Annotated in this window: 20 protein-coding genes; 19 read left to right on the plus strand and 1 reads right to left on the minus strand. The window is 43.3% G+C overall.

The genetic code is table 11. The features are described 5' to 3' along the window. The 19 genes from A5868_RS02970 to A5868_RS03060 all read left to right on the plus strand — a co-directional run. A partial coding sequence (locus A5868_RS02970) for a tyrosine-type recombinase/integrase (protein ID WP_176374144.1) occupies window positions 1–252 on the plus strand: 252 nt, incomplete at its 5' end. Window positions 253–753: 501 nt separating this feature from the next. Beyond that, on the plus strand, window positions 754–2,703 hold the full coding sequence (locus tag A5868_RS02975) for a SpaH/EbpB family LPXTG-anchored major pilin (protein WP_086306181.1): 1,950 nt from the start codon (window positions 754–756) through the stop codon (window positions 2,701–2,703). Window positions 2,704–2,730: 27 nt separating this feature from the next. Then, window positions 2,731–7,611, plus strand: coding sequence for a SpaA isopeptide-forming pilin-related protein (locus A5868_RS02980; protein WP_086306182.1), 4,881 nt, complete (start codon window positions 2,731–2,733; stop codon window positions 7,609–7,611). Between the two features lies 1 nt (window position 7,612). Continuing rightward, window positions 7,613–8,335, plus strand: coding sequence for a pilin N-terminal domain-containing protein (locus A5868_RS02985; protein WP_086306183.1), 723 nt, complete (start codon window positions 7,613–7,615; stop codon window positions 8,333–8,335). Between the two features lie 111 nt (window positions 8,336–8,446). Next, on the plus strand, window positions 8,447–10,219 hold the full coding sequence (locus tag A5868_RS02990; RefSeq protein ID WP_176281399.1) for a sortase family protein: 1,773 nt from the start codon (window positions 8,447–8,449) through the stop codon (window positions 10,217–10,219). 15 nt (window positions 10,220–10,234) lie between these two features. Next, complete coding sequence (locus tag A5868_RS02995; protein ID WP_086306184.1) at window positions 10,235–12,391, plus strand: glucosaminidase domain-containing protein; 2,157 nt, start codon at window positions 10,235–10,237, stop codon at window positions 12,389–12,391. A gap of 34 nt (window positions 12,392–12,425) precedes the next feature. Further along, on the plus strand, window positions 12,426–13,019 hold the full coding sequence (gene lepB, locus A5868_RS03000) for a signal peptidase I (protein WP_086306185.1): 594 nt from the start codon (window positions 12,426–12,428) through the stop codon (window positions 13,017–13,019). Beyond that, window positions 12,997–13,806, plus strand: a complete 810-nt coding sequence (locus tag A5868_RS03005) for a hypothetical protein (RefSeq protein ID WP_139843635.1) — start codon at window positions 12,997–12,999, stop codon at window positions 13,804–13,806. The genes lepB and A5868_RS03005 overlap by 23 nt, the downstream gene beginning before the upstream one ends. After that, window positions 13,806–15,479 (plus strand): hypothetical protein, encoded by a 1,674-nt coding sequence (locus A5868_RS03010; RefSeq protein ID WP_086306187.1) that lies wholly within the window; start codon window positions 13,806–13,808, stop codon window positions 15,477–15,479. The genes A5868_RS03005 and A5868_RS03010 overlap by 1 nt, the downstream gene beginning before the upstream one ends. 47 nt (window positions 15,480–15,526) lie before the next feature. Further along, entirely contained in the window at window positions 15,527–16,267 is a 741-nt protein-coding gene (locus tag A5868_RS03015; RefSeq protein ID WP_254908397.1) for a hypothetical protein, read from the plus strand. Window positions 16,268–16,502: 235 nt separating this feature from the next. Then, window positions 16,503–17,615 carry a hypothetical protein gene (locus tag A5868_RS03020; RefSeq protein WP_086306189.1) on the plus strand — a complete coding sequence of 371 codons (1,113 nt, stop codon included), beginning with the start codon at window positions 16,503–16,505 and terminating at the stop codon, window positions 17,613–17,615. Between the two features lie 80 nt (window positions 17,616–17,695). Continuing rightward, complete coding sequence (locus A5868_RS03025; protein WP_254908398.1) at window positions 17,696–18,613, plus strand: helix-turn-helix domain-containing protein; 918 nt, start codon at window positions 17,696–17,698, stop codon at window positions 18,611–18,613. 168 nt (window positions 18,614–18,781) lie between these two features. Then, the gene (locus A5868_RS18755; protein ID WP_176281400.1) at window positions 18,782–19,951 is read left to right on the plus strand and encodes a ComEA family DNA-binding protein; all 1,170 of its coding nucleotides are present in this window, start codon (window positions 18,782–18,784) and stop codon (window positions 19,949–19,951) included. Window positions 19,952–20,256: 305 nt separating this feature from the next. Further along, complete coding sequence (locus A5868_RS03035; protein WP_086306191.1) at window positions 20,257–20,520, plus strand: type II toxin-antitoxin system Phd/YefM family antitoxin; 264 nt, start codon at window positions 20,257–20,259, stop codon at window positions 20,518–20,520. Continuing rightward, on the plus strand, window positions 20,520–20,789 hold the full coding sequence (locus tag A5868_RS03040) for a Txe/YoeB family addiction module toxin (protein ID WP_086306192.1): 270 nt from the start codon (window positions 20,520–20,522) through the stop codon (window positions 20,787–20,789). The genes A5868_RS03035 and A5868_RS03040 overlap by 1 nt, the downstream gene beginning before the upstream one ends. A gap of 238 nt (window positions 20,790–21,027) precedes the next feature. Beyond that, the gene (locus A5868_RS03045) at window positions 21,028–21,795 is read left to right on the plus strand and encodes a helix-turn-helix domain-containing protein (RefSeq protein ID WP_086306193.1); all 768 of its coding nucleotides are present in this window, start codon (window positions 21,028–21,030) and stop codon (window positions 21,793–21,795) included. A 167-nt stretch (window positions 21,796–21,962) separates the two neighbouring features. After that, a complete protein-coding gene (locus A5868_RS03050) occupies window positions 21,963–22,553 on the plus strand; it encodes a DUF3885 domain-containing protein (RefSeq protein ID WP_086306194.1) in 591 nt (196 codons plus the stop codon). 321 nt (window positions 22,554–22,874) lie between these two features. Beyond that, complete coding sequence (locus tag A5868_RS03055; protein WP_086306195.1) at window positions 22,875–23,777, plus strand: Rpn family recombination-promoting nuclease/putative transposase; 903 nt, start codon at window positions 22,875–22,877, stop codon at window positions 23,775–23,777. Between the two features lie 43 nt (window positions 23,778–23,820). Beyond that, window positions 23,821–24,069: a hypothetical protein gene (locus A5868_RS03060; protein ID WP_086306196.1), complete on the plus strand. Its 249-nt coding sequence runs from the start codon at window positions 23,821–23,823 to the stop codon at window positions 24,067–24,069. 374 nt (window positions 24,070–24,443) lie between these two features. Here the strand turns inward: A5868_RS03060 and A5868_RS03065 are convergent, their stop codons facing one another. After that, complete coding sequence (locus A5868_RS03065; protein WP_086306197.1) at window positions 24,444–25,382, minus strand: LysR family transcriptional regulator; 939 nt, start codon at window positions 25,380–25,382, stop codon at window positions 24,444–24,446. Between the last annotated feature and the right edge of the window lie 38 nt (window positions 25,383–25,420).

Consider the following 25,420-nt stretch of genomic DNA (forward strand, 5'->3'; position numbering starts at 1 on the left):
CTACCATGTGAACCACGTTTGCTTACACACCATTTCCATCGCATTCGAGAAAAAGCAGAATTGGCAAACGTGCATTTTCATCAGTTAAGACACACCTTTGCGACGCGGTGTTTGGAGGCAAATAGAGACATTCCGTCAGTCAGCGCACTTTTAGGTCACGCATCTACTCAAATGACGCTGGATACTTATGTGGATGCTATGCTGGAACAGCGCTGCTTAGTGATCAATAAGCTGGATAAATTAATCAGTTAACGAACTAAAAATTATTTTTTAAAAAAATAATCGAATTTTCGGCTGTTCTTTTTTTATTTTTAAAGTAAGCGCTTTCTATGAACGCTTATTTTTATTGCTTATTTGTTTGATTAAATAAAGGTCGTTTTATTACTGTAAAAATGAAGCGTTCATTTTATCAGCCGTCATTCGTCGTCAAAAAACGTTCAAACCCTTTACACCATTAGGGTTTGAACGTTTTTCTAGTTTTTTATAAGACTAAGAAGAAATTATGGTAGATTTCCGCTTAAAACTAAGTATTTTAACTAAAGAAATTAACTTATTCATGTTTTGAAAGGAGGTATGTTTATCGAAGGACGGACATACTAGTTTTCTATTAGTCGCCAATACAAAAAAGAGAATCAAATGACTCAGATGCTGTATTGGAAAAATAAATAATTGAGAAATGGCGGCAACCTCTTTTCACTTATTTATTTTAACTAATTAAGGAGTAAAGACAAAGAAAAAGAAAAGGAGTTTATTATGAAGAATAAAAGAAAATGGATAAGTAAAGTAGCAATGACTTTGGGTGTGCTGACTATGGTCAGTGGAACAGCAGTGGGTGCGATGAGTTTAGGGAGTTCAGAAAATGTAGCACATGCAGCACAAACAATCAGTAAAAATCCAACTTCTGACAATACAACCCCCCGCACAATTACATTATGGAAATATGAAATCAAGAGTGCCGCAGAGTTAGGCGAACGTGGGGATGGTTTTGAGTTAGCAGGTACTGCACCAGAATTAGCTGGCAAAACAGTGATGGAAGATGTTCATTTTGAAATTATTCGGGTTAAAGCCATTACTGGTGGCGCACCGTTAAAAGACCCTCTGAAGCAAGTAGCTGGTACGGATTATACTGTGGATACTAGTTTCCCGACAACAACTGGTAAGACAGATGCAACCGGAAAGTTAACTTTCGATGCTAGTGACATTCTTAATCTCGATGGAACTACGGGTAAAGAGCATAAATTAGCAGATGGTATCTATTTGATTCGAGAAATTCCGAATCCAGATACAGGGATATTTGATTATACGGTACCTTCAACAGCAATCGGAGCGGAACTTGATCCAATTAGTGGCAAGTATAAAAAAGAAATCTCTACACCAATGAATCCATTCTTTGCTTATTTACCACAAACAAAGCGTGAAAAGGATCCTTCTGATCCGGATAAATATATTTCAAGTGGTGAATTGATCTATGATGTACACGTTCATCCGAAAAATATCGTAACGGATACTGAGTTAAAGAAAACGGTTAACGGCGGGGATGGTTACTCTATCAAAGCTGGAGAGAAATTCCAATGGGAAGCAACGACTAAACTCCCTGACGGTTTGCATAGTGTCATTACTGAACCGAAAACAATTACAAATATGCACGATGCTAGTGGCGCACCAATTGGCGATTTAGATATCACAGGACCATTTCCTTATGATTTATATGCAGACCACTTCAAAGTTATCGATGATTTGAATACAGATCTTTTGCTTGAAGATATTGTAGTCCAAACTTCATCAGATGGAACAACGTGGAGTAACTTAACTATTGGGACGCATTATACCGTTGATTTAAATGGAACCAGTGTTGCAGCACATCCAGTCACTAATATGACTAAAGGCGACCCTAAGAAAGTGACCGTTAGTTTGACAAAAGACAACGCGACATCAGGTATGAAGAAAGTAACGGATGATAACTCAACCCATATTCGTGTTGTTTACAAGACAACTGTAAAAAATGATTTCAATGGTGAAATCAAGAACAAATACGATGTAAGCTACTTGATTCCTGGACAAAAACCAATCACGCCAACAAGTAACATACCTGAATATTATACAGGTGGATTTAACATTAAAAAAGTAGATGACAGTGGTGTTGATTTGTCAGATGCAGAGTTCCATATTGCATTGACTGAAGCTGATGCGAAAGCGAAGAAATTCTTGGCTTCCGATGGTAAACCTTATACATTGAATGATGACGGCACTTCTACACCAGCCCTTCCTACTGGCGTTTCTTATTTAACTTCTAAATCAGACGCATCAGGAAATGCAAAATTTGATGGATTGAAATTAGATTGGTTTACTGATAATCCTGCTGGAGCAAAACCTAGTGATGGAGAACAAGATCCAGATGATCCATCTGAAGCAACTTGGCCAAAAACTGATCCTGGTGATGGTAAATACATTCATAAAAAATACTGGATTGTAGAAACTAAATCACCTGCAGGTTACGAATTGTTGAAAACTCCTCAAGAAGTAACAGTAGATCTATACACACATGATAACGCTGGACCAGAAATTACGGTAGAAAACAAATCGAAAACAGACCTACCATTCACCGGTGGTACTGGCACGATGTTACTAGTAATCATCGCAATTGGTTCAATCACAATTGGTACTGCAGCGATCGCCATTGATAAAAAACGCCGCGCAGTATAATTCGGGAATAGAAAGGAAGGGCAGACAATGCGAAAGCAAATCAAAATAAAGCAATTGGTCGCCATTCTTCTTCCTATCGTATTCATATTAGGTATTGTTTACGCAATACCTAATATGATTTCATTACGGGCGGATGATTCTTCCTCCCAATTGACTGTTCAAAAGGGCGATGAAGACATTACCGGAAAAGAGATTAGTATTTCGGATACAGAAGTGAAGTTAAAGCTGACTGCCATAAAGAACCAACTGTATCAATTGCCACAAAACGAAAAGTTGGGAATATCATCAGCCAGCTCAAGTTCAAAAGAGCTTCCAATTCGAGAGGTAACTTCATCTGATTTTGATTTGGAAAAGGAACTTACTGATTTAAAAGATGGAAAAACAGACAAGGATAAGTCGCGTAATGAACTTATTCGTGTAATTGATACTGAAGCAAATAAATCAAAGCTATATCTCAAGTTGTTAAAAGATCAATCGGAAACGATGATTTTTGCTAGAGAAAAATCAAGCGATGAAGTATCTGTTGAAGTTGAAAATGTTGAAGCAAAGAATAAGCAAAAACTATTTAATTTTGCTTTACCTAAAGTAGAGGAACCAACGGCAGAATCTGAGAGCAAGGAAGAGGAAAAAGCTGAAGAGTCTGCTGAAGAAGAGGTTGAGAAGCCAGAACCTTTAAAAGGTGATGAAACACTTGAGGAACTTGAAGAACGGAAATATTCAAAAGCGGAGTCTTTCAAGCCAATTGAATTGCCTTTAGAAGAAACGGCTTCTAAGAAAAAGGGAACAAAGGCAACACCATCTGTTAATGTAACCAATGCAAAATTGAAAGTGCGTTCTGGTACTGAAGATTTCGATGGTTCTAAAGATGGTGGAACACATCCTGGATATGATAAGAACGATACGAATGAATGGGTACGTACATTTGATTCAAGTATCTACATATTATCCTTTTCTATAGAAGGCAGTGATCCAGGGGTTACTTATTCAGATATTAAATATCGAGTAGATATGGAACTACCTAACGCTTTTGGATTTGATACTTCTGGAAAAAATCGTAATAATTTTGGCATTGTTACAGATGAAGATACGACATTAAAAACTGAGGGGGATGGAACAAAAACAGAGAATGGATTTGTTGAATCAACAATTAAGTCAAATGGTCAAATTCTATTGCCTGTTTTTGTCAATGTCTATGGTGCACAACACAATACCAAGATAAATCCTAAACTAAAAATCACGATTGTCAGCGCAAAAAATGACAAGACTGGTAGCGTTGACCCAATAAACAAAGTTTATGATGAGACAAATTTTGATGGTGCTCTCAAAGTTCCAGAAAAGAAAGTATCAGCAAAAGCATCCTTAACAACAACTTTGGAAAGAGGGGACACTGCCCAATTTGGAGATACAATTTCTGGAGGAACTTGGTCCTCTGCTAATAGAACCAATTGGCAAGTGGCTGGTTTAGGGGTTGGCCTTAGACTAAAAACTTTACCAGGTAGAGCAGCAGATGACTTTCGAGGATCGACTTTTCCGGTTGGAAAAGTAAGTTTTACACTTAGCACGCCAAGAAACTACTCTAAGTTGAGCTCAGCCAGTGAGGCAGCAGAAACGAATGTTGGATTGGCTAGTAGTGAGAATAGTGATAATGGCGGCTGGCCAATTCAAATTATTGCTGGTACTTCAGGAACAATGGATAATACAGCTTCTGCTTGGAAATGGTCAAAACATACAGGAGCTTCTAGAACATTGAAAATCAATGAAAATGTTTTAGCAACTGATGTCCCTTTTGGTAAAACGGGCAGTGTCTATCATAAAGTTCCTACTGTTTCTGATAAATCTAAAATAGGAGTTTATGATACTGGAGATATTACTCTTAATTCAACGTTAGATAAAACGGTAGAAATTACAGATTATGAACCTATTTGGAATCCTTATACGTACAACATGAGAGGCGATGCTGTTGATAAGAACCAAAAATTCTTTGCTTCGGTTTCTCTTCTCGTAGAATGGAGCAATCGTTATTTTGCAAAAATGACGCAAGCTCCTAAATATTACTTTAGTGAAGTAACTGTTTCTGATTTGCAATACGAATCTGAGCATCATGCAGGTGAGGGAAAAGTAACATTAAATGTTAGCTCATCTCCGGGCTCCCTTTCTCAGCACATGGTATGGTGCCATCCCAATGATGGTGTTGATCAAGGTAAAGATATTTATGGGAGTGATACCGTTTGGAATGCTTCAGGTAGAGGTGCAGTTACTAAAGGTCAGAAAATGGATTTAGCAATTCGGTTTAACGATGAAATATATCCAAAGGGTACTAATGGGAAAACATACAGATCCAAAGAGGTGGTTGCCTACGGCAGATGGAATGCAAACTCTGCAAAATTTGATACTAGCAGAAAAGTATTTTTAAACAGAGAAACCTCTCCGATTGATTATTACTATGGTATAAAGAAAACCGCGAATCCAGCACCTGATCGGTCTTCGCTGAGTCAAACCGCGATAGATAACCAATACACGTGGTATGCGACACAAGAAGCAGCGGTTGCAACGGGCAAAGAAATATCAGCAATGAAAATTTATTCCAAAAGAACTGTTGTTGATCGAAGGTTTTTCTTTAGTGTTTGCGTACCAGTGATCGCTACAGGTCCTGTGAAAAGTGACTCAGATGGAAGTGGTGGGCGAAATATTGGATTGTTTAATACTTTTCGTAATAACGTGTTTACTGATGGAACAGTGGATACTTATAAACCAGTCATGCCTCCCATTGGAACAGTGTATGAGCCAACTCAATTTGATGCTAATGGAACAGTAATAACAAGTCATAGAGGCAGGACAGGTAGTACACTAATTACCTCTGATGCTTCTACTCAAGGGTCTTTTGGAGATTCTTTCTGGATTAAAGGTGTGGGAATCACTACAACTACGAAAGCCGAAAAGGAAGTTTATAAAACCAATAAACCTGTGACATGGAAAGTTACTGGAAATGTTAGCGGTGGAAATTTTGACCATACTGTTACGTTGAAGACAACAATACCTAAAGGGCTAAACTATGTGAGTGGTTCGAGTGTATTATCGGGTACTTCCAGTGGATTAATTTTGTCAGAAAGTGCCCCAGTAAAAAATCCTGATGGGAGTCATACGATTACTTGGGTGATTGATAAAGTGAATCCTAGCAAAGATATTCCTGAGATTACTTTTGAAACAACTGCGGATGTAGCGAATTTGACATTTAAAGACTCCTCATTCACTGAAGTAGAAACTAAGACAGTGGGTGAAATTTATGTTAGAGGGAAACCTTCCGAGAAAGATGACTCTCCTATTGATATACGATCATCATCTGGAAAAGTCCAGCTTTACCAAATCCAACAAATCTCACTCGAAAAATCGGTTGTCCCTGATTATATCGAAGTAGGGGATAAGGATGCGGGAAATCCATCGTTATCTACCGATATTAAGTACACCATCAAGTTGACAAATAATAGTTCTGATACATTAGCTAATGTCAAGGTCATGGATGTTCTCCCTTACAACGGAGATGAGTATGGTTCAACTTTACCTTCCGGGATACTTTACAAGGTCACTGGCTTTAAATTCATTAAAGGTAGTGGAAAAGTCTATCATAAAAGTACTGGGACGAGTGGCATGGAAAAACTTGATCCGAACGATGTGAGTACTAGCGGATGGTCCACTTATACACCTGGGGGGTCAGTGATTCCCATTAATTTTTCTAAAATTTTCATCGTTGAGAAAGCTAAAATGGAAGTTGATGAAGAATTAGAATTTGAAATTACCATTTCTCCAATAAATCCGAAAGCAGGAGAAATTTTCCGAAATCGTGTTAGTTTCAATAGTCATTTAGATTTACCGGTCAAAAGTAATGTAGTAGAAACGACCGTTTATGGACGCGACCTGACTGGTTTTGTCTGGTATGACGATGATTACGATGGTTTGATCGGAACGAAAAAAGATGGCACACCTGAAGATCCTGTGGGGGATATCCCTGTGAAGCTTTACCGTACGAGCCAAGAAAATACCGGATACAAAAAACAATTGGTGAGACAAAGCTTGACGGGTGAAGCCTTTATCGATGGTTCGGGGAATTCATTGATCAAGACTAAGGCAAGTGGCGCGGACAAAGGGAAATATGAGTTCAAGAACCTTCCTGAAGGGGAGTACATCGCGGAATTCATCGTTGGCGACATTGTCGTCACCAAGAAGGTCGTGATCGTCACGAAGCAATTGGTTGGCAGTGATATGACCCTGAATTCCAAGGCTGATCCGGCCTCGCCATTTAGAACGCCTGAGAAGAAATCTGATGGCACACCGTTCTATAAGCAGCCGATATTGAGTGATTTACCGACTCTGCTGACGGGGACGGATAAGGTGTTCCACATCCCAGACGTCAACGCTGGTCTGACCCGCTTATCGAAGATCAAACTCTTTAAATATGAAGAGGGGACTGTTTTCGATAAAGATGGCGATGGTCATCTGAGTGATGAAGAGATCGAGGATACCACCTATACGCGTGCCTTGGCAGGAGCGGAATTTGATATTTACAAAGGTAAAAGCGACGATCCTGATCCAGCCGATAAGATCGATCATCAAGTGACAGATAGTAAAGGTTGGCTGGAGTTCGTTGGACTGCCGCCAGGTGATTACACGATCGTGGAAACGAAAGCACCTGCTGGCTTTGAGCTGATCAAAAAACCGATCCACGTAAACGTACCGACATTCAACTATGTCGCTGTCGTTCACGTTGGAGACAGTGCGCAAACCAAACTCCCATTCACTGGCAGCACCAAGGCGGCGCGGATCGTACTGATTGCATCGGCAACGTTGTGCGTCATTGGGATGATCGGAGTGTTCCTGCAATTTCGACCGACAAAAACAAAAGGAGGAAGATAACATGAAAAGAGTACGTCGTTTGTTGTTCTGCTTGTTTGCTTTCTCCTTGAGTGTAGGCGGTGTGGTCTCGGCTCATGCCGAAGCGGAGACTGAGAACGTGCCGGAAGCTTCTGGCTACAGTATCTATATTCAAAAGTACAAGATCGAAGACTTTGCGAAGATCGCGGATTCATTGCCGCTTGACGGGACAAAGGCTGACCAAGTGAAAGACGCGGACGGCAAGGCGCTAGACCCTTTGCCGGGGATGTCTTATGAAATCACGCGGGTGACCCCGATCCAAGGGGCGCAGGGCTTTGAACCGGTTCAAGGGGACGGCGCGTTCCAGACGACGATCACCACCGATGCACAGGGACTGGCACACGCCGGCGACTTGGTGCAGGGGATGTATCAGATCGTGGAGAAGGAGCACGCGCAGTTGAAGGACGTGATGGAGCCAGTCATCGTTGAGTTGCCTTTCCCTCAACAGACAGGCGAGCCGCGGACGGAAGTCTACATCTATCCGAAATCTAGTGTGTTAGGCGAGAAACCGAAATTGCCTATCACGAAAGGACCGGATGGCAAGCCAATCCCGGTGGAAGTCAACGAAAAGGGCGAGATCAAGAAGCTGCCGCAAACCAGCGGGAACATCGGGACAGCCCAAGTACTGTTATGGATCTTAGCGATGATCGTCGCCATGGGCGGTTTTGGGATGATCAGCATTCATCGCAAGAAGGATGTTTTTTAAAGAAATTGACTCGATGCATCACCATGAAGAAAGAATCTAGGATGCGTAAGTGTTCGTATCCCTGATTCTTTCTTTCAAATTGTGAATCCCTATTGGAAAGAAGGACCTGTCATGAAGAAATCACCGAAGATAAAAAAGACCGACAAACCAAAACGGAAGCATTCCTTTTTGAAGATCTTCGCTATTGTCATGATCGTCGGCGGTATTTTAACACTGCTCTATCCGATCGCAGGGAATTACTTAGCTAATCGTGAACGCAGCCAGGCGGTGTCTCAATACGATGACACGATGGCGAAAATGTCGAAAAAAGAGAAAAATGCACAATGGGCTTTAGCGAAGTCCTATAATCAGTTCATTTTCAACAAGCAAGAAGGCCAGCCGAAGGGCGAGCCGATCGTCTATAACAAGGTCATGAAGCAGGGCGATGTCATGGGTACCGTAGACATTCCTGCGATTGATATCAAACAAATGCCTTTTTTTCACGGCACCTCCTTTAAAACGCTGGAAAAAGGGTTGGGGCATTTTGAGCCCACCTCGATCCCCATTGGAGGAAAAAATACCCACGCGGTCATTACTGGACACAGCGGGGTCAAAAATCAAGTCCTGTTTACGGATATCCGTAATCTAAAAGAAGGCGATTTGTTTTTTATCAATATTTTAGGTAAACGCTTGGCGTATGAGATCGATTCCTTTGAAGAGATCCTGCCCAGCGATGTCGACAAAGTCAAGATCTACAAAGGCAAAGACAAAGTGACTCTCTTGACCTGTACACCGCCGGGGATCAACACCTTCCGGCTCTTAGTCACCGGTCATCGGGTCAGCTACAAAGCCGCAGTCCAGCGGAAGGTCAAGAAACGCAATACCTGGAGCTATCAAAACATCGTACTGACCACACTAGGGATCAACGTCGCGATCTTCTTCCTATTGATGGCACTGTACCGTCGCTTCATCAAACGCTTCCGCTCCGATGATCCGATCGTCGCAGCTAAAGCACGGAAGCACCTGAAGCGTTTGTTCTTTGTGACGAAGACCCTCTTCATCCTCCTGTTCGTCAGTATGATGGCGGTCATGATCACCGCAATCTACGGGTACCTTCACATGGAGGACGAACCTGCGGCGGCCGCGGTCAATGTCGGGGCGAAACAAGAGCTGAATGCGTACAATCCCGACAAGATCGACGGGGCCAATTACGAAGAGAAACAAATCGCCAGCGTCAAGATCTCTGACTATGCCAAGGCGAAGTCGGTGGTCCAGAACACCACCAACAACTGGGGGATCGGCAAGGTCGTCATCCCGGACGTGTCCATCGATCTGCCGATCCTCGCCGGCATGGCGAATGAGAATCTCCTGACGGGGGCGGCGACGTATCGTGCCGACCAGCAGCTCGGGCGGGGGAATTATGTCCTGCTGGCCCACAATATTTTTGACAAAGATGTGCTGCTGCATCGGATCGAAGACCTGAAAAAGGGGCAATTGATCTATGCGACAGATTTCAAAAATGTGTATGTCTATGAGGTTTCTTTGAACAAGATCATTGAAGAGACGGAGGTCTCCTATGTGGAAAAGGAGCCGAAAAACGGGATCGCCAAACTGACGCTCTTACGTTGTGAAGGCGATATCGGAACGATTTATCGCCGTCTTGTTCAAGGAAGTCTCAAGAGTGTGCACCCCTTGAATGAAGCGACGCCTGCACAATTGAAGCAATTGAAGATCAAGCAAGAGGATAAAAAAATCGACGGCACGATCCTAAAAAACGACCCCGTCTCCGAACCGGAGCGAGTGAGCATGAACCTCGCTGCGAAGATCATTTCCGATCCGATGCAGACCGTCGTTCCGCTCTTCTTACTCTTCCTGTTGCCGATTCTATTTTTTAGTTTTATCTAAGAAAGGACCAAAGTCATGAAAAAAATCATCGTGGGTGCGTGTGGCATCCTTGTCTTCCTGGGCGGGCTCGCGGGTTTGCGCAGCGGCGCATTGAAGGCAGGCGAGCTTACGACAGACACTTCTTTAATAGTAGAAACAGGGACGATGGAACCTAGAGTCGCTGTCCAAGAAAGCAGTCAACGTCCTGTCCCCGAAGAGATCGTGCCGGAAGAATCTGTCATCGAACCAGAGATCCCAGTGACGGAATCCTCCACGGGAGAGGAAGCATCGGCGTCGACCGAATCAACGGCTTCGCCAAGCAGCTCGACCCCGTCCTCTGAGAGTACGAGCGCAACGGCTTCTTCATCAAGCAGTACCGCCAGCACGACGAGACCGTCGAGCTCCAGCAGTACAAAACCGAGCTCAACTACGCCAAGCAGCACTGTAACGAGTACGACAAAGCCAAGTACGACGCAGCCAAGCTGGTCCGAACCAAGCAGCGTGCCGCCAAGTGCGACGCCGACTGAACCGTCCAACAGTCCAAGTCAAGCAGCGCCGACACCGCCAGCCGTGCCAGCACCAACACCGGTCGTACCAAGTACACCGGCCGCGGCAGCACCCGCAACACCGAATTCGGCCAGCGTCCAATCAAATGCTTTCGCGGTACCGACCGCACCGGAAGCCTTTGATCCGACCAGCAATGTGAATTTGCCAAGTGAGTTGAAAACAGCGGGAGTGGCACAATCTGATTTGAAGGGTTTTGAATTGCCGTTGCTCAACAGCTTCAAAGACAAAAACCACGCGGCCGTGATCTACGAAGGGATCAAGCAGCTCGGCGCGGAACAAGCAGAGTCGTATACGACCGAACAATTTACGACCGACCTTTATCAGCACTTATTCGATTTAAACGTATTTGAAAAAATAGAAAAACTGCCAGAAGAGATTCCCGTCGGCAGTCTGATCTACCAAAAGAAAAAAGACAAAAACGTCCTCTTAGGCATCGCTATCGGCGACGACTATTATCTGACCGTCGAGGATGTGGAAATCGAAGAAGACGAAGAAAAAAAAGCGACTGCGGATGCTTCAGAAACCGAAACGAAGGACAAAAAAGATAAAAAGGACACGCAGCGTCAAGTCGTCATCGCGTCGTTGGACCTTGAAGACGAGCTGTCGGTCCAAGAAATGCCGAAAACGACCTTGACCGAGTACGGCAAGGAGGTCTTGAAGGAATACCCGGCCTCCATGAATTTCACGGAGAACGACAGTGCCAAAGCCTTCATCGAGAAAGTCGGAGAAGACGCGCAAAAGCTGGGGCAAGACTACGACGTCTTCGCTTCGGTGATGATCGCCCAAGCCTTGATCGAGAGCGGCTCAGGCACCAGCACCTTGTCCTTGTCACCGAATCATAATTTGTTTGGAATCAAAGGAACCTATCAAGGACAGTCCGTCTCCATGGCGACCCAAGAAGACCGCGGGAATGGCGAGCTGTATTCCATCAACTCCGCCTTTCGCAAGTACCCGAACTTCGCGGCCTCATTGGGAGATTACGTGAAATTATTACGGGGCGGTATTTCAGGCAACGATGCCTATTACAAACAAACCTGGCGCTCCACCGCCAAGAATTATTTGCGGACAACGAACGCCTTAACTGGAACGTATGCGACGGATACCACGTATGGCAAGAAGCTGAACTCTATCATAGCCCTGTACCATCTGACGAAGTACGATCAGCCGAAAGCGGATGGGAATTCAGGCATCTTTATCAAAGGAAAGAATGAGATCCCCGTCGAATACCGCAGTAAGATGAAATACCCCGATTTCAACGGCGTGAATTACAACAGCTCCGGCTCCTATCCAGTCGGACAATGCACGTGGTACGCCTTCAATCGGGTCAAGCAATTAGGCAAATCCGTCGATGACTACATGGGCAACGGCGGACAATGGGCAGCCAAAGGCAAGGCGCTAGGCTACCAAGTTAGTCAGAAGCCAAAAGTCGGTTGGCTGATCTCCTTCAAGCCAGGCGTGGCAGGGTCTGATCCCCGCTACGGACACGTCGCTTTTGTGGAGGCGGTCCGACCAGAGGGCATCTTGATCTCTGAAGGCAATGTCTACGGCGGCACGGTGATCTCCTATCGGGTGATCGACAATGCCTTAGCCGCATCGGATCAAGTCGCCTATATCAAAGCGAAATAAGGGTAAGTAAAAGATAAAAGGAGCACTGTAACTTATGGCAACTGTTCGTTCACGTCAATTGAAAAAGGGCGAAAGCCCACCGCAACGTTCGATCGGGAAAAGCCTGATCCTAACGATCTTGACGCTTCTGGTCCTAGTCGTCCTGTTTCTCTCAGGACAACTGGTGCGCAGAGAATACAGCTTTCATCCCATCTCCGGCACCTCCATGAGTCCGACCTTGACGGAAAAAGACATGGTCCTGGTGAAGAAACGAGACCCGATCCACCGCTACGACGTGATCGCCTTTTCCGTCAAAGGAGAATCGGGGAAATTCGTCAAACGAGTGATCGGGATGCCTGGCGACACGATGTTCATCCGCAACGATCGGATGGTCTTGAACATCGGAGAGCATGGGGATTTCGAGACGACCTATACGTTTCAGTTGTCGCCAGCAGTGGCGGAAGAATTCCAAGACCTGAACAAGATTCCGAAGGGCTTGTATTTTACCACCGGCGACCACATCGACGTCTCCAAGGACAGCCGGACGTTTGGGTTTGTCCGTAAAGAAGAAATTGAGGGCAGGGTCCAATTCCATTTACCGTCACTGATCAAGAATCAAGCAGAAAGTGACGGGCGAATCTCTCGTTAGAAAGGGAAATCGAATGTTCATACTAGCAGCAGTCAGCGGGGCTTTCGTGCTCACAGCCATTATTTTAACAATCAACCGCCTGCTATTGGAGCGGCGCTTCGCCGTGATCCAGCAGGAACCGGATCAAACCGCCCTGTTTCGCAGGAAGGTGCATTATTTACGAAAAATCGAGCGGGGAAAGGACATTCGCTACCTGTTTTTCAGCAGCCTGGCAACAGGGATCGCACTGCTCCTCGTCCTCGCCACAGTGGCCTATCTGGCGACGGAGTACCAGCAGTTGCAGCAGCAGGACCTCGCGATGCAGACGCGGATCGGAGAGCTGGAAGAGAAGCAAACCCAGCTCGCCCGCAGCATTCCCTTGAAGACGTATCCAGAAAAAGGGATCGGCTTGACCGACTACGAATGGGACAAGCTGACCGTCGCGAACAAGGATTCCGGCTTGCAGGAGCAGGTGGAGGCAGATCTGTCTCAGAAGCTGTTCCAGTACTTCGGGACTTCAGACACCGCGCTGTCACTGGCGCTGCCGAAGACACTGGCGGTCCATTTAGAAGGACAAGCAGAAGATCAAAGCAGTCAGGAAACGATCAAGAAAAACATCGACGCCTTTGCGAAGGAAGCGGAAGCAGTTCCTGAATTGACACAGATCCAGGTACGAATGATCACCTCCGCAGGCAAAGCAAAGAAAGTCGTCTACAACGTGAACTATTCGCGGGACACCGGCGATGAAGGCTTCAATAAACAGAACGTCTCCGAGCAGAATCTAAAGAATGATGGTGGGAAAGGCTAATGGCAGAGAATAAACAGAAGAAAAGAAAATGGCTCTCAACACAAGCGTTGAAGGAATTCATCAATGATATCACCGAAGAAGAGCTGAACGCGGAAGAACTGTATAACGAGACACCGCAGGAGCACGAGGTGTTTGAGCTGGAGGACGACCTCTTTTTACCACAGGAACCCTCTGATCAGGCAGTGAAGGAGGTTCCGCTGGCACCATCTGGAACGACCGGCAGTCCACACGTGAAGCCAGAAGAAGACCCAGTAGAGAAGGCGCCGACCCAGCAAGGGGAGACACTCCGACAGGTCCAAGCCGAACTCGCTTCCTTCAAAAAAGAAGCAGAGGCGCAGGTCCAGGAGCTGGCGGTGGAAAATGCCGCTCTCCAGGAAAAGCTGGAGGTCGAGCGGGGGATCATCGAGGATGCCTTGAAGGATCGCGACGACCATTGGGAAGTCAAGCTGAGAGAGGCCAAAGAAGAAAACGACGGACTCCAAAGTCAATTAGCAGAAAAGCAGGAAACACTCACCTCTTTAATAGAAGAAAAAAATCAAAACGAAGCCGTAAATCAGGAATTAGAGGCGGTCAACCAGCAGCTCACGGAACTACAAGAAGCGCATCAGCTCGCCCTTGAGGAGAACCAAACGTATCAAGAGCAGCTAGCCGAACAGCAAACAAGCGCCGACACGCAGCAACAGGAATACCGTGAACGGTTTGACCAATTGAAACACGAATACGCAGAACTAGAAAAAGACTACCAGCAGCTCCATGCGATCCATCAGAAGAACGAAGCCAAGGTCAACGAACTTCAGACAGAGAACGAGACCCTGATGGAATGGCTAGAGGAAAAGGAAAATGAACTGGCCGACACGCCGCAGCTAAGAGAGGCAATTTCAGCGCTGAAGGCAGAGAGTCAGAACTACCAGACGACGATCCAGCAACTAGAAAAGCAGCTCAAGCAGCAACAAGTACGGCAGGACAGCGACACCCCAACACTCGAACGCGAACACGACGCGCTCGAAGAGAAAACAATATTGGAGGAATCACAGATGGATGCAGCGGAACAAGGACAAATGAAGGACATAGAAGAATTAGAAGAATCAACGGAACAGACAGAGGCCTTCGCTGCTGAAAAAGAAGCCCTCAACAGTGCCTTGTTCGATGCGCACGAAGAAATCGCGAAGCTGGAGGAGAAGACGAGCGTCCTAGAAGAACTCGAAGCAGAAAAGGATCGCCTCGCCAACCGTCTCGCGGATGCCCAGACAGAACTCAGCCGATTGAAGGAAGAAAAAGCGTCTGAAGAAAGCCTCGAGCTGATCCAAGCGAAGCGACATGTCGACGAACTGACAGAACAAAACGAGCAGCTCAAGCAGGAAGTGATCCAGTCTCAGCAAGAGATTGGGGAAGTCTTGATTTCCGCGAAGAAGCAGGCCAATCGTACCGTTGAAGAAGCCCAGATCGAAGCGCAGCACATGATCAGCTCGGCGGAATTGGAATTAGAAAACATCAGCAATCGAGCGAAGAAGATCCTGATCGAAGTCGCAGAATCAAGAAAAAGCGTGCTCTCGATCTACGACGATCTGGAATTCAAGGTGGAAGCCTTGTCCAACGGTTCGCTGTTAAACGAAATAAAAAAAGAGCGCCAAAATAAAAAGATGACAAGTTATTTAGATCACCTACGAAACTAACCGATCGTACGTCTGAATAAGGTCGAAGAAAAGGGGATAAAACTATTTTGATCATTAATTGGATTAGCGTCGCGCTAGTCATCTTAATCTTAATCGTTTGGTTTCGACGAATGTTCATCAAGGTGCAATTGCAGCGGCTGCGCTTACCGCCGAACACGCCGCTGTCCTTCCAGCGCAAGCTAGAATATGTGAAGCAAGCAGAACAAGAAAAGCACGTATCTGCGCTCCTGTTTCTATCGATCTTCTTGGCGATGGGCCTGCTGCTAACGACGTACGGTCTGTTTCAGATGGAGGATCAGCTGCACGTGGTGACCGAACGAACCAATCAGCTAAAAGATGAACTCTATACCTTGAAAAAGGAACAAAAACAAATCATCACCAAGCTGCCGATCAAGGCCTATCCAAAAGGCGGGATCGGGTTGAAGGACTACCCGTGGGAGGCGCTCTTCTCAGAAGAAAACCGAGAGAAGCAATACGAGATCGAGAGCGACCTGTCGACGAAAGTCAGCCCATACTTCGGACTGTCGACGACCTTGATCGTCCTGGATATCCCGACCCAGACACTGAACATCGTCTTGGCAGGAGATTCCGGCAGCGAAGAGAACCGACAACAGATCAAAGACAACATCAAAGCCTTCGCCAAAGAAGCAAAGGACGTATCGAAGCTGACGCAGATCACCTTCCAGATGAATCTGATGAATGACAAAGAAAAGAAAAAAACGTATAGCTGTACATTCTCCCGTGAGAACCCAGACGAAGACTTTCAATTGATCCAAGAAGAAGAGTAAGTAAGGATGTCAGTTCTACTTCACGCTTTAGCGGGATTAGTAGAAGGATATGCGGCATGAGAATCAAACTAATTTTTACGATAGTAAAAGTAATCGCTTAATACGAATAAGGATGTCCGTTCTACTTCATGATTTAGCGGGATTAGTAGAAGGATATACGGCATGAGAATCAAACTAATTTTTACGATAGTAAAATTAATCGCTTAATACGAATAAGGAAAGAAGGAGCCCAATTATGACTGCACAACAAAAGAAGAATGGCTGGTTTTTTAACAAAAACATCATCGATGAAATCAACTCCGTACCCGAAGAAGAGGTCATGATCAGCGAGTCCCGCCCGCCGATCAAACCAACGGAAGTCGCGCCGACAAAGGCACCTGTCGATGAAGTCACAGAGTTAAGACAAGCCCTTGCAGAAAAAGACGACCTGCTGGAGCAGATACGGACAGACAACGTTCTTGAGAAACAGCGTCTGACCAAAGAAAATGAAAAATACAAACAAGCCCTCTTGCGTACAGGAGAAGAAAAAGCGGAGAACCGCCGCCAAGTCCAAGACCTGGAAGCTGAAGTCCGCCGCAACCGCCAAGAAATCCAACGGCTGCAGGACAACAAAGAAACAGGCTATTTGAAAGAGCAGCTAGAGCAAGCAGAAGAAGAAATTGCTGGACTCAAAGAAGCCATCGACAAGTATCAAGCAGTCGAAAACGAGCTGAGAGAAGCGCAGCAGCAGCTCCAAGAAGTCAATATGGGACAAAAAGATTTGGAATTGCAGCACCACGACGAGCTTCAACAGTACGAACGCCAGCTCAATAATATCGCCAATGATCTTCACGAAAAAGAAGCCTTGGTCGTTCAATTGGATCAATTGATCTCCGAAAAGGACCAGCAGATTCTTGAGAAGGAAGAGCTCTTGCGTCAAGTCGTGGAAGAACAAAAACACCAAGACACCGTTGCAGAAAACGAATTGATTGCGAAATTGCAAAACCAGCTTTCACTCCTGCAAAACGAAAACGAAGAATTAAAACAAGAAGCTGTCCACTCACAACACGAGATCGGAGAAGTCTTGATCTCTGCCCGCAGACAGGCGAACCGCATGGTGGAAAAAGCCAAGCTGGATGCCCAACGGATCGTGAAGGATTCCGAAGCCGAGCTGCAAACGATCCACGATCGCGCCAAAGAAATTTCCTGTGAAGTCGACGAATCCCGTCAGACGATCATGAGCATCTACGAAGAGCTGAAAAGCCGTGTCGATCAATTGGCCCAGAGCAATGTGCCGGATCTAGACGAGATCAAAGGACGCTACGAATATCCGAAGGTCTCGGTGATCTCACGAAAAGAATTTCAGTAGGCGACTGGTGAGGACATGAAAGACGAAGCGCACCTACGCTTCGTTGTTCTCCCGCTGTACATAGTGCTTCAGGTATCACCGTGAATCATTATCGCTGCGAACCCTTCTATAAAACAGACGACCACGATCAGGCGGCTGATCGACTGACAAAGAACAGCCTATGTCTAAAGCGACAGACGATCAATTTTAAACGAGGAGAGATTTCAATGAACCAAGTTTTGATTCTAACCAGGAATATCTTAGGGGAACAAGACATTCAAAAAAAGCTGCAAGCCCTAAATTATGAAGTGTTTTGTTCCGCGCGAGTTTTTGAGAACTGCAGCCAGCAATTACAAGACATAGACTTCTTCAACTATTTTCAATACGTGATCCTAAGCGAGACCATCTGTGAATTTGAAGTAACCAATCTGATCACGCTGCTGAAAAATCAAGCCATCCACGTCATTCGCAAGGTCGAAGAAAACGTGACCGAGAAGGACCATGAATACCTGGAAGACGCGCTTCTCCATGCCATCATCTCCAACGGCGATTCCGTCGACGAGCTGAGAGAATGTCTCTATAATCTGACGCATCCCCTCGAAGTCAACGAATGCCCGGATACCGAGAAAAAGCTGATCCAGCTATCCGATAGAGTCTCGATCATCCGCCCGAACCTCATGCAGAACATGGCGAATACCTCCGAGGAAAACTACCAATTCCTCGAAGCCCTGCATCACCTGTCCCAGACAGAATCACGGATCTTGAGCATCCTTCTGCAAGCCGGAGGAGAGATCGTGACCCGCGAGACCATTTGCCATAAAATCTGGAACGAAGAAGTCAATCGTTCCCACCTCGCGTCACTCTCAAGCACCGTCACGCGAATCAAAGGCAAATTCGAACACACGAACCTAAAAAACAAAGCCATCCACACACTCTGGGGAAAAGGCTATCGCATCAATTCCGAGCTGCTGGACCGCATCCAAAAGAACGAAGCCTTCAGCAATGTGGTGAGCGGGTAAGAAATAATGAAATGAAAAAAAGGAAATCGGAATCGTCATAACCGGTTTCTTTTTTTATAGAAAGAATAAAGTGAGGAGTGATAAATAGAGAAATAAGAAACTATCAAGTTGTGTAACTATTTAGTACCTAGCACAAGTATGAAACGGGTAGTAGAAAAGGAGAAAAAAATGAAAAAGTATATTGGGAAATTGTTGCTTGTTGTGATTTTGATTAGTACATTAGTACCGTTTAAGACGGCAAGTGCAGAGGAGACGGGAGTAGTAGATACACGGATTGATATTAATCACTGTCAGAATTACTATTCGTTAATGGAGTTAGATGGTGTTGGCGAAAATTTAGCAAAAAAGATTATTGAGGCGCGTCCTTATTCAAGTCTTGATGATTTAAAAAAAGTTAACGGAATCGGAGATGCAAAGCTGAATGGCATTAAAGCACAGGGATTGGCTTATGCTGCAACTCCTGAGAAAATTTATATTAATTATGCGTCTGAATACGAGTTACAGTACTTAGAAGGCATCGGTGCATCGTTGGCCCAAAAGATTATCGATCAACGCCCCTTTGCAAGTGTAGATGAGTTAAGTAAAAAGGTTGTGGGAATTGGTTCTGCTAAGCTGCAAGCGATAAAATCTCAAGGTATTGCCTACGTAGAACCAACTCCTGTCTTTCCTGCAAAAATTAAGGATGTTTTCCCGGATACTTCTTTAGCCGATCAAGTGGCAAAAAGGTTAATTAAAAATACCTCAGATGAAGTTACAGAGGAAGAGTTGTTGAAAGTTAGAGAGTTAAGCTTTTCAAATTATTCAGAACTTAAGTATCCAATTAAGTGGGAAGGCCTTCAATACTTGACTGAATTAGAAAGTTTTGAATGTAATGAGGTTCACTTTTCAGAAGGTGGAGATTTTAACAGATTTAAGCAACTGAACAATTTAAATCGGATAAGAATGGTATATACAGATTTAAACCTCTCTTTAATCAGTGAAATGAAGAACTTGAGATATTTATTTTTAACTGATATTGATCAGCAAGAATTAGAGACTATTTCCAAAATGACATGGATAGAATCACTTGATTTCTTTTATTTAATGGCCCAAGATTTATCCCCTATAGGAAAGTTGGTTAATTTGAAAGGAATAAACGTACTTTATGAGAGTAGCCGAAATGAAGGTGGAACTGTTATTGATGATTCTTGGGAAAATTTATCTAAATTAGGATATGTAAGATTTGAGTGGGGAGGATTATCTGATGTAAGGGGACTAACGAAGCTGCAAGAAAAGTATGGTATTTTAGAATATTATATTGTTAATAATGCTTATCCAGACGACCAAATTCTAAAATAAATCTGTCTATTTCTATAAAGTAGAAAACATACTTGTGCTAGGTGTTGAATAGATACGATCAGTTGATGAAAGTATTCGGGGTAAATTTCTCTATACGTTCATAGTTCAAAAAACTACTCCCTTTCTTCGAAGCTAAGGAGTAGTTTTTGTACCTTAAGTACCTTTAAGTTTCCTTTACAAGAAATTTATAGCAAGATATTTACATCGCTCAAACACACCAATTTTTACGTTAATTAAAACCGAGTGATTGATGTACTTAATTAAGTACGCTATAATAAGTGATATAAACCAGAGGGGGGATAGATATGGCAAATACCGTCTTTAATCCTAGCTCGGCACGAAAAAATTTCTATCAGTTGCTGAAGGAAGTGAATGAGAACCACACCGAAATTGAGATCATTAGCGACCGCAGCGAGAACAATGCGGTGCTGATTGGACTAGAGGATTGGCGAGCAATCCAGGAAACACTATTTCTTGAGCAAACTGGGACTTTAGATACTGTTCGGACGCGTGAAAAAGAGGATAGCGGATTTACAGATGTTGATGAAATTGATTGGGACAGCTTATAATGAGCAACTATTCTGTACGGATCAAAAATTCCGCGAAAGCTGACTTGAAAAAAATCAAACAGTCTAATTTAGTTTCTCAGTTCGAGAAGGTCATTCAGACATTGAAAGAAGATCCGTATCTTCCTACCCAGTCATTTGAGAAGCTGAAACCTACACGTGAAGGCCGGTATTCAAGAAGATTGAATAGGCAACACCGAGTTGTCTATAGGGTAAACGAAGAAGAGAAGCAGGTAGATATTTACTCAGCGTGGACGCATTATGAGTCTTAGCCACGTGCAACATTGATAAAAATACTGTCAGTTTAGGAAGAAGCGGATTCGTCGCTTCTTTTTTTTATTAGTTAAGAGAATCTTTTCAGGAGGAAGGCTGCGTCATGGGGGATCAATGAATGACAGTTTTTACCCCAAAACCCCTCTACACCGCCTTTGCACGTTTTAGGTGCAGGACTTTTTTGATAAACTTGCTATACTTAAAGCATGAAGACCGGAAAAGGTAGGCGAAGAACACATGGATATCTCAGCTCTCTTAAAAAAACACCGAATCAAAAATGAGTTGACCCAAGAACAGCTCGCGGAAAAAATGTATGTGTCGCACCAAACGATCTCCAAATGGGAAACGGGGATCAATGTACCTAGTATTGATAATCTGTTGTTGTTGAGTGACCTCTACAATATCTCGTTAGATGAATTGATTCGTGGAAGCTCATATTTTCGAAAACCATTTATATTCGGGAGGAAGTTCTCACTGTCTCTTTTTCTCAAGGTCAGCGTGATTTGGCTGCTGCTCTGTACCGTGCTGTCAGGATTTTTGTACCAAGTGCCATGGCTGTTTTGGTCGTTCTTTCTTTTAGGCGAACTCAATATCATGGGAATCGTGATCGAAGACTACTGGGTCATCACGAACAAAGGAATCCTTCTGTGCAACTATCCCGAGACCTATCTCAAGAAAATGGGTAAGCCGCTGCGTATTCTCGCGAAAAAGGATACGAACGAGGCGCTTATTCCCTACAAAGAAATCCAAAGCATGACGTTGATCTATGCGAAAAAATTCAGGATGAGTCCCATGGACACCCATCCCGACGCCTTTTACATCAAGCTGATCGATACAACAGGCGATACGAAGAGGCTCGCCATCCCAGCAAGATTCACCCAATTTTTGCCGCAGGTCGTTTCCTATATTGGAAAACGAAACGTCACTGTCTATGATGAGAACCACTTGATCCCAGCTATCGTAGACGAGCAAAATCTCTATGATTATATGAACGGCAAGAAATAGCAACGGGATAGTAGGAACAAAAAGTCCTAAATGGTCAGTTAAAGGAAGAGGTTGACCAACGTAATTAATTGCGTCATCATTGTGGTAGAAATAAGAGTGGAAAACTTATTCTTAATTTTTTTGTTTTCTATCATACAATTATTTAAAATGATCAAAGGAGTACCTTCTTGAATAAAAAGATAAGAAAGATTTATTTAAACTATCACCATACGTATCCGTTAAAAGAAAACATTCGCTTAGAATTAGCTCATGGTACGCATTCAACTCAGTTTGAGAATATCGAAAATGCAAAACATAGAGCAATGACATTATTTAATGATGTTTTTAAGGACTCTGAAACGGTTCAAATTATTTTATTTGTTTCCCAATATTCTAAAAAAACTAGAATTGCCAGTTTTTTACAAAAAAATAAATTTAGAGTAATTGATAGCTTTACGACTGACTCTTGGAAAGATTATTGTATTGGTACTACAACTGTATTAGTTATCGAAACAAAAAAAGAGAATTTAAGAATAGCCAAATTAATTGATGGTCTTTGTTATCAAGATTTTTATGATCATGGAAAACTTAGAATAAAAACCCCGTTAGTTTTCTATAATTTTCAAGATAATTTACTTCTTAATATCTATGATGATAGAGGCTGTGATATATGGTCAGATAATCTCGTTAGGCAAAAAGAAATCTATCAAAAATATAATTCTTGGATACTAGAATATGATCGAAAAAAGATTTCTAGTTATTATGATTCAATCCTTTAAACGAAAATACACTCTTGATTAAAGGATTGATCTGCAGTTAACGCGTAGAAAAATTCCCTGTATAAATAAGTGGATCAATGAATGAGCTAAAGGACGGAGAAAATAATATGGAAATAAGCAAGGCAGCAAGTCGATACGGACTTGCTGTTTTTTTTCTATCAAAAAATAGAGAAAGAGGACGCGGGCACGTCGACTTATAAAAGTAAAAATGAAATCTTCTGCGTATTTTAAGATAGATGACATTCGTTTCTCCATGCTATAATGAAGGCGATAAAAGCCTTTCATTATAGACACTACACAATTTGAAAGGCTGTGAAAGTTATGTTGCCATTCCAACTAAGACCTACCCACGATCTGTTGTTCAAGAAGCTACTGACATCCGAAGACTCCAACTACATCCTAAGAAACTTTGTCAAAGATTTGCTTGGGATAGAATTCAAGACCCTGACCCCCAAAAAAACGTACCACATCGACAGCTACAAAGAATCCTTTGAAAAAATGACTATCAAATTGACCGAAGTAGACATCCTAGCCGTTGATGAAGAAGGCAGTCACTATACGATCGAATGCCAAATACAACCGCACCATTACTTTCAGGAACGCGCCATTTTTTATCTGACGGAAGCGTATCGCTCCTCCTTCGGCAATCAGGAAATCGAGGCGTTTATTAAAGACAATAATTTTTCAGCCCTGCGACCAGCATACGGGATCAATATCGTGGATTTTCACGTATTTGATAAAGAACAAGAGGCGCTGCAAATTTTTCGATTGCTAAACGAAAAAACGTATCAGCCGTTTCTCGGATTCAAGGGCAAAGAACCCTTGATCCTAAGTTTTCTAAGTTTAAAAAATAAACATCTTGAGAAAAATCACCCAGCATACCATTGGCAATATTTCTTAAAAACAGGAGAGGTCCGACAAGAAGCCCCCAGTTATATCAAAGAAGCAAAAGAAAAAATTGATTATTACCAACTCGATGAGGAGGAAAAAGCGATGATCATGAGAATCAATAAAGCAGAAGAAAGCTTCAATGCCAAGCTATCAACGAGGCTGATCGAAGCAGAAGAAAAGGGCGAGAAAAAAGAGCGCTTGAAATTGGAACAAGAGGCTCGTGAGAACGTAGTGAGAATGTTGAAAGACCAGATGCCGGTCGAAAAAATATCCGAGTACAGTTCCTTGAGTTTGGAAGCTATTAAAAAAATAAAAGATACGCATATGGATTAATGGTAAGAACTGTTCAAGCATCCTCGATGAGGAAGAAAAGGCGATGATCATGGAAATTAATAAAGCAGAGGAAAGCTTCAAAGCCAAACTATCAACGAGGCTGATAGAGGCAGAAGAAAAAGGTTACAGAGAAGGTCAGCAAGAAGCGCGCTTGAAATGGGAGCGAGTAGCTCGGGAGAATACGTTGAAAATGTTGAAAGACCAGATACCAGTCGAAAAAATAGTGGAATACAGCCTTTTGGATTTAGAAGCTATTAAAAAACTAAAGGACACACATATGGATCAATGTTAAGAACTGTTCAAGCATAAAAAAAGCAAGCCCATCCAACAATTCGCCAGCAGTATGCGGATTGCGGGATGGGTTATTTCTGTTGTCTTTTAGCGTAAAAATCGCTTATATCTATCCAGTATTTTTCCGTGAGTTTTATGTACTATAATAATACAGATTTCAGTACCTAAAAAGTTTTATTCTTCTTCGATTGCAATAGAGAATAAAAAACTCCCCTACCCAACTATCATAGACGAGCTACTCTCTAGGTCTAAGGGATGGCAGGACGTTTAGCACTGTGACAAGCGGAAAAGAAAGAAACCGACCTTAGTAGGATCGGTTTCTTTTTTGTCACTTCGAAGACCGTTCATACGTTCCAAAAAGAGCGGTTTGAGTGGTTAAGTTTTGTGAACATGACGCTCCATTTCTTTAAGAAAAGCCTCAATGAAGTCTTTCTCCGCTGGTATCAACGTTTTATTGGCTGGATGTGCAATAAAGTAGTCCAAGGACAAGATGTCTAAAGAAAGAGGATAAATATTGAACGCGGATTGGTTTGTAGAAGGAACAGTCACACTTTCGGGAGCAAAAGTGACACCCATATTCTGTTTTGCTAATTCTACAACAGTAAAGATGTTGTTGCTTTCCAATGCTATTTTTGAATGAATTGCGTGTTTTTGTATCAGGTAATCGATTTGTCTTCGTATGGCCGACCCTCGGGAAGTCAAAACCAGTGTTTCTTTCAGCAGCGCTTTAATGGGAATGGTCTCTGGGGAGACAAACAATCGGCCTTTTTGAAAAAGGTCAGATGATTCAGGAATGATAGCATAGTACCCATGTTTACCGCTGACATGAACGGTTAAATTTGGAGAGATTGTTTCAGGATTTTGCCCAATCAATACATCGAGCTCTTCCTTCAATAATTTTTCTTCATTTTCTTCGGGGATTGCTTCATGCAATTCTATTTTTACTTCGGGATGCTTTTCCATGTAGTTTGACAGAAATAACGGCAATACATAGGTACCTAGACTGGATAGAATGCCTACTCGAAGTATCGAAGAGTCTGGTGAGGAATACTTCGCGATTTTTTTCCGAAAAAGATCCTGCTCAGTTTCTAAAGAATTTAAGTATTGATAATACACTTTTCCAGCCTCGGTTAGCTGTAGAGGCGTAATGTGTCTATTGATGATTTCAATTTCAAGCTCTTGTTCGACCTTTTTGATTGTCTGAGTGAGATAGGGCTGAGAGATATACAAATCTTTTGCAGCTTTCGTATAATTTCCATGCTTCAATAACATGTCGATGTATTGCAGCATGTTTAGGGAATCTATCTGAACCATCCTACGTCCTCCCAAAATTCTTTTCCTCAGTATAACAA

The sequence above is a fragment of the Enterococcus sp. 12F9_DIV0723 genome, assembly GCF_002174375.1.
Taxonomy (GTDB): domain Bacteria; phylum Bacillota; class Bacilli; order Lactobacillales; family Enterococcaceae; genus Enterococcus_A; species Enterococcus_A gilvus.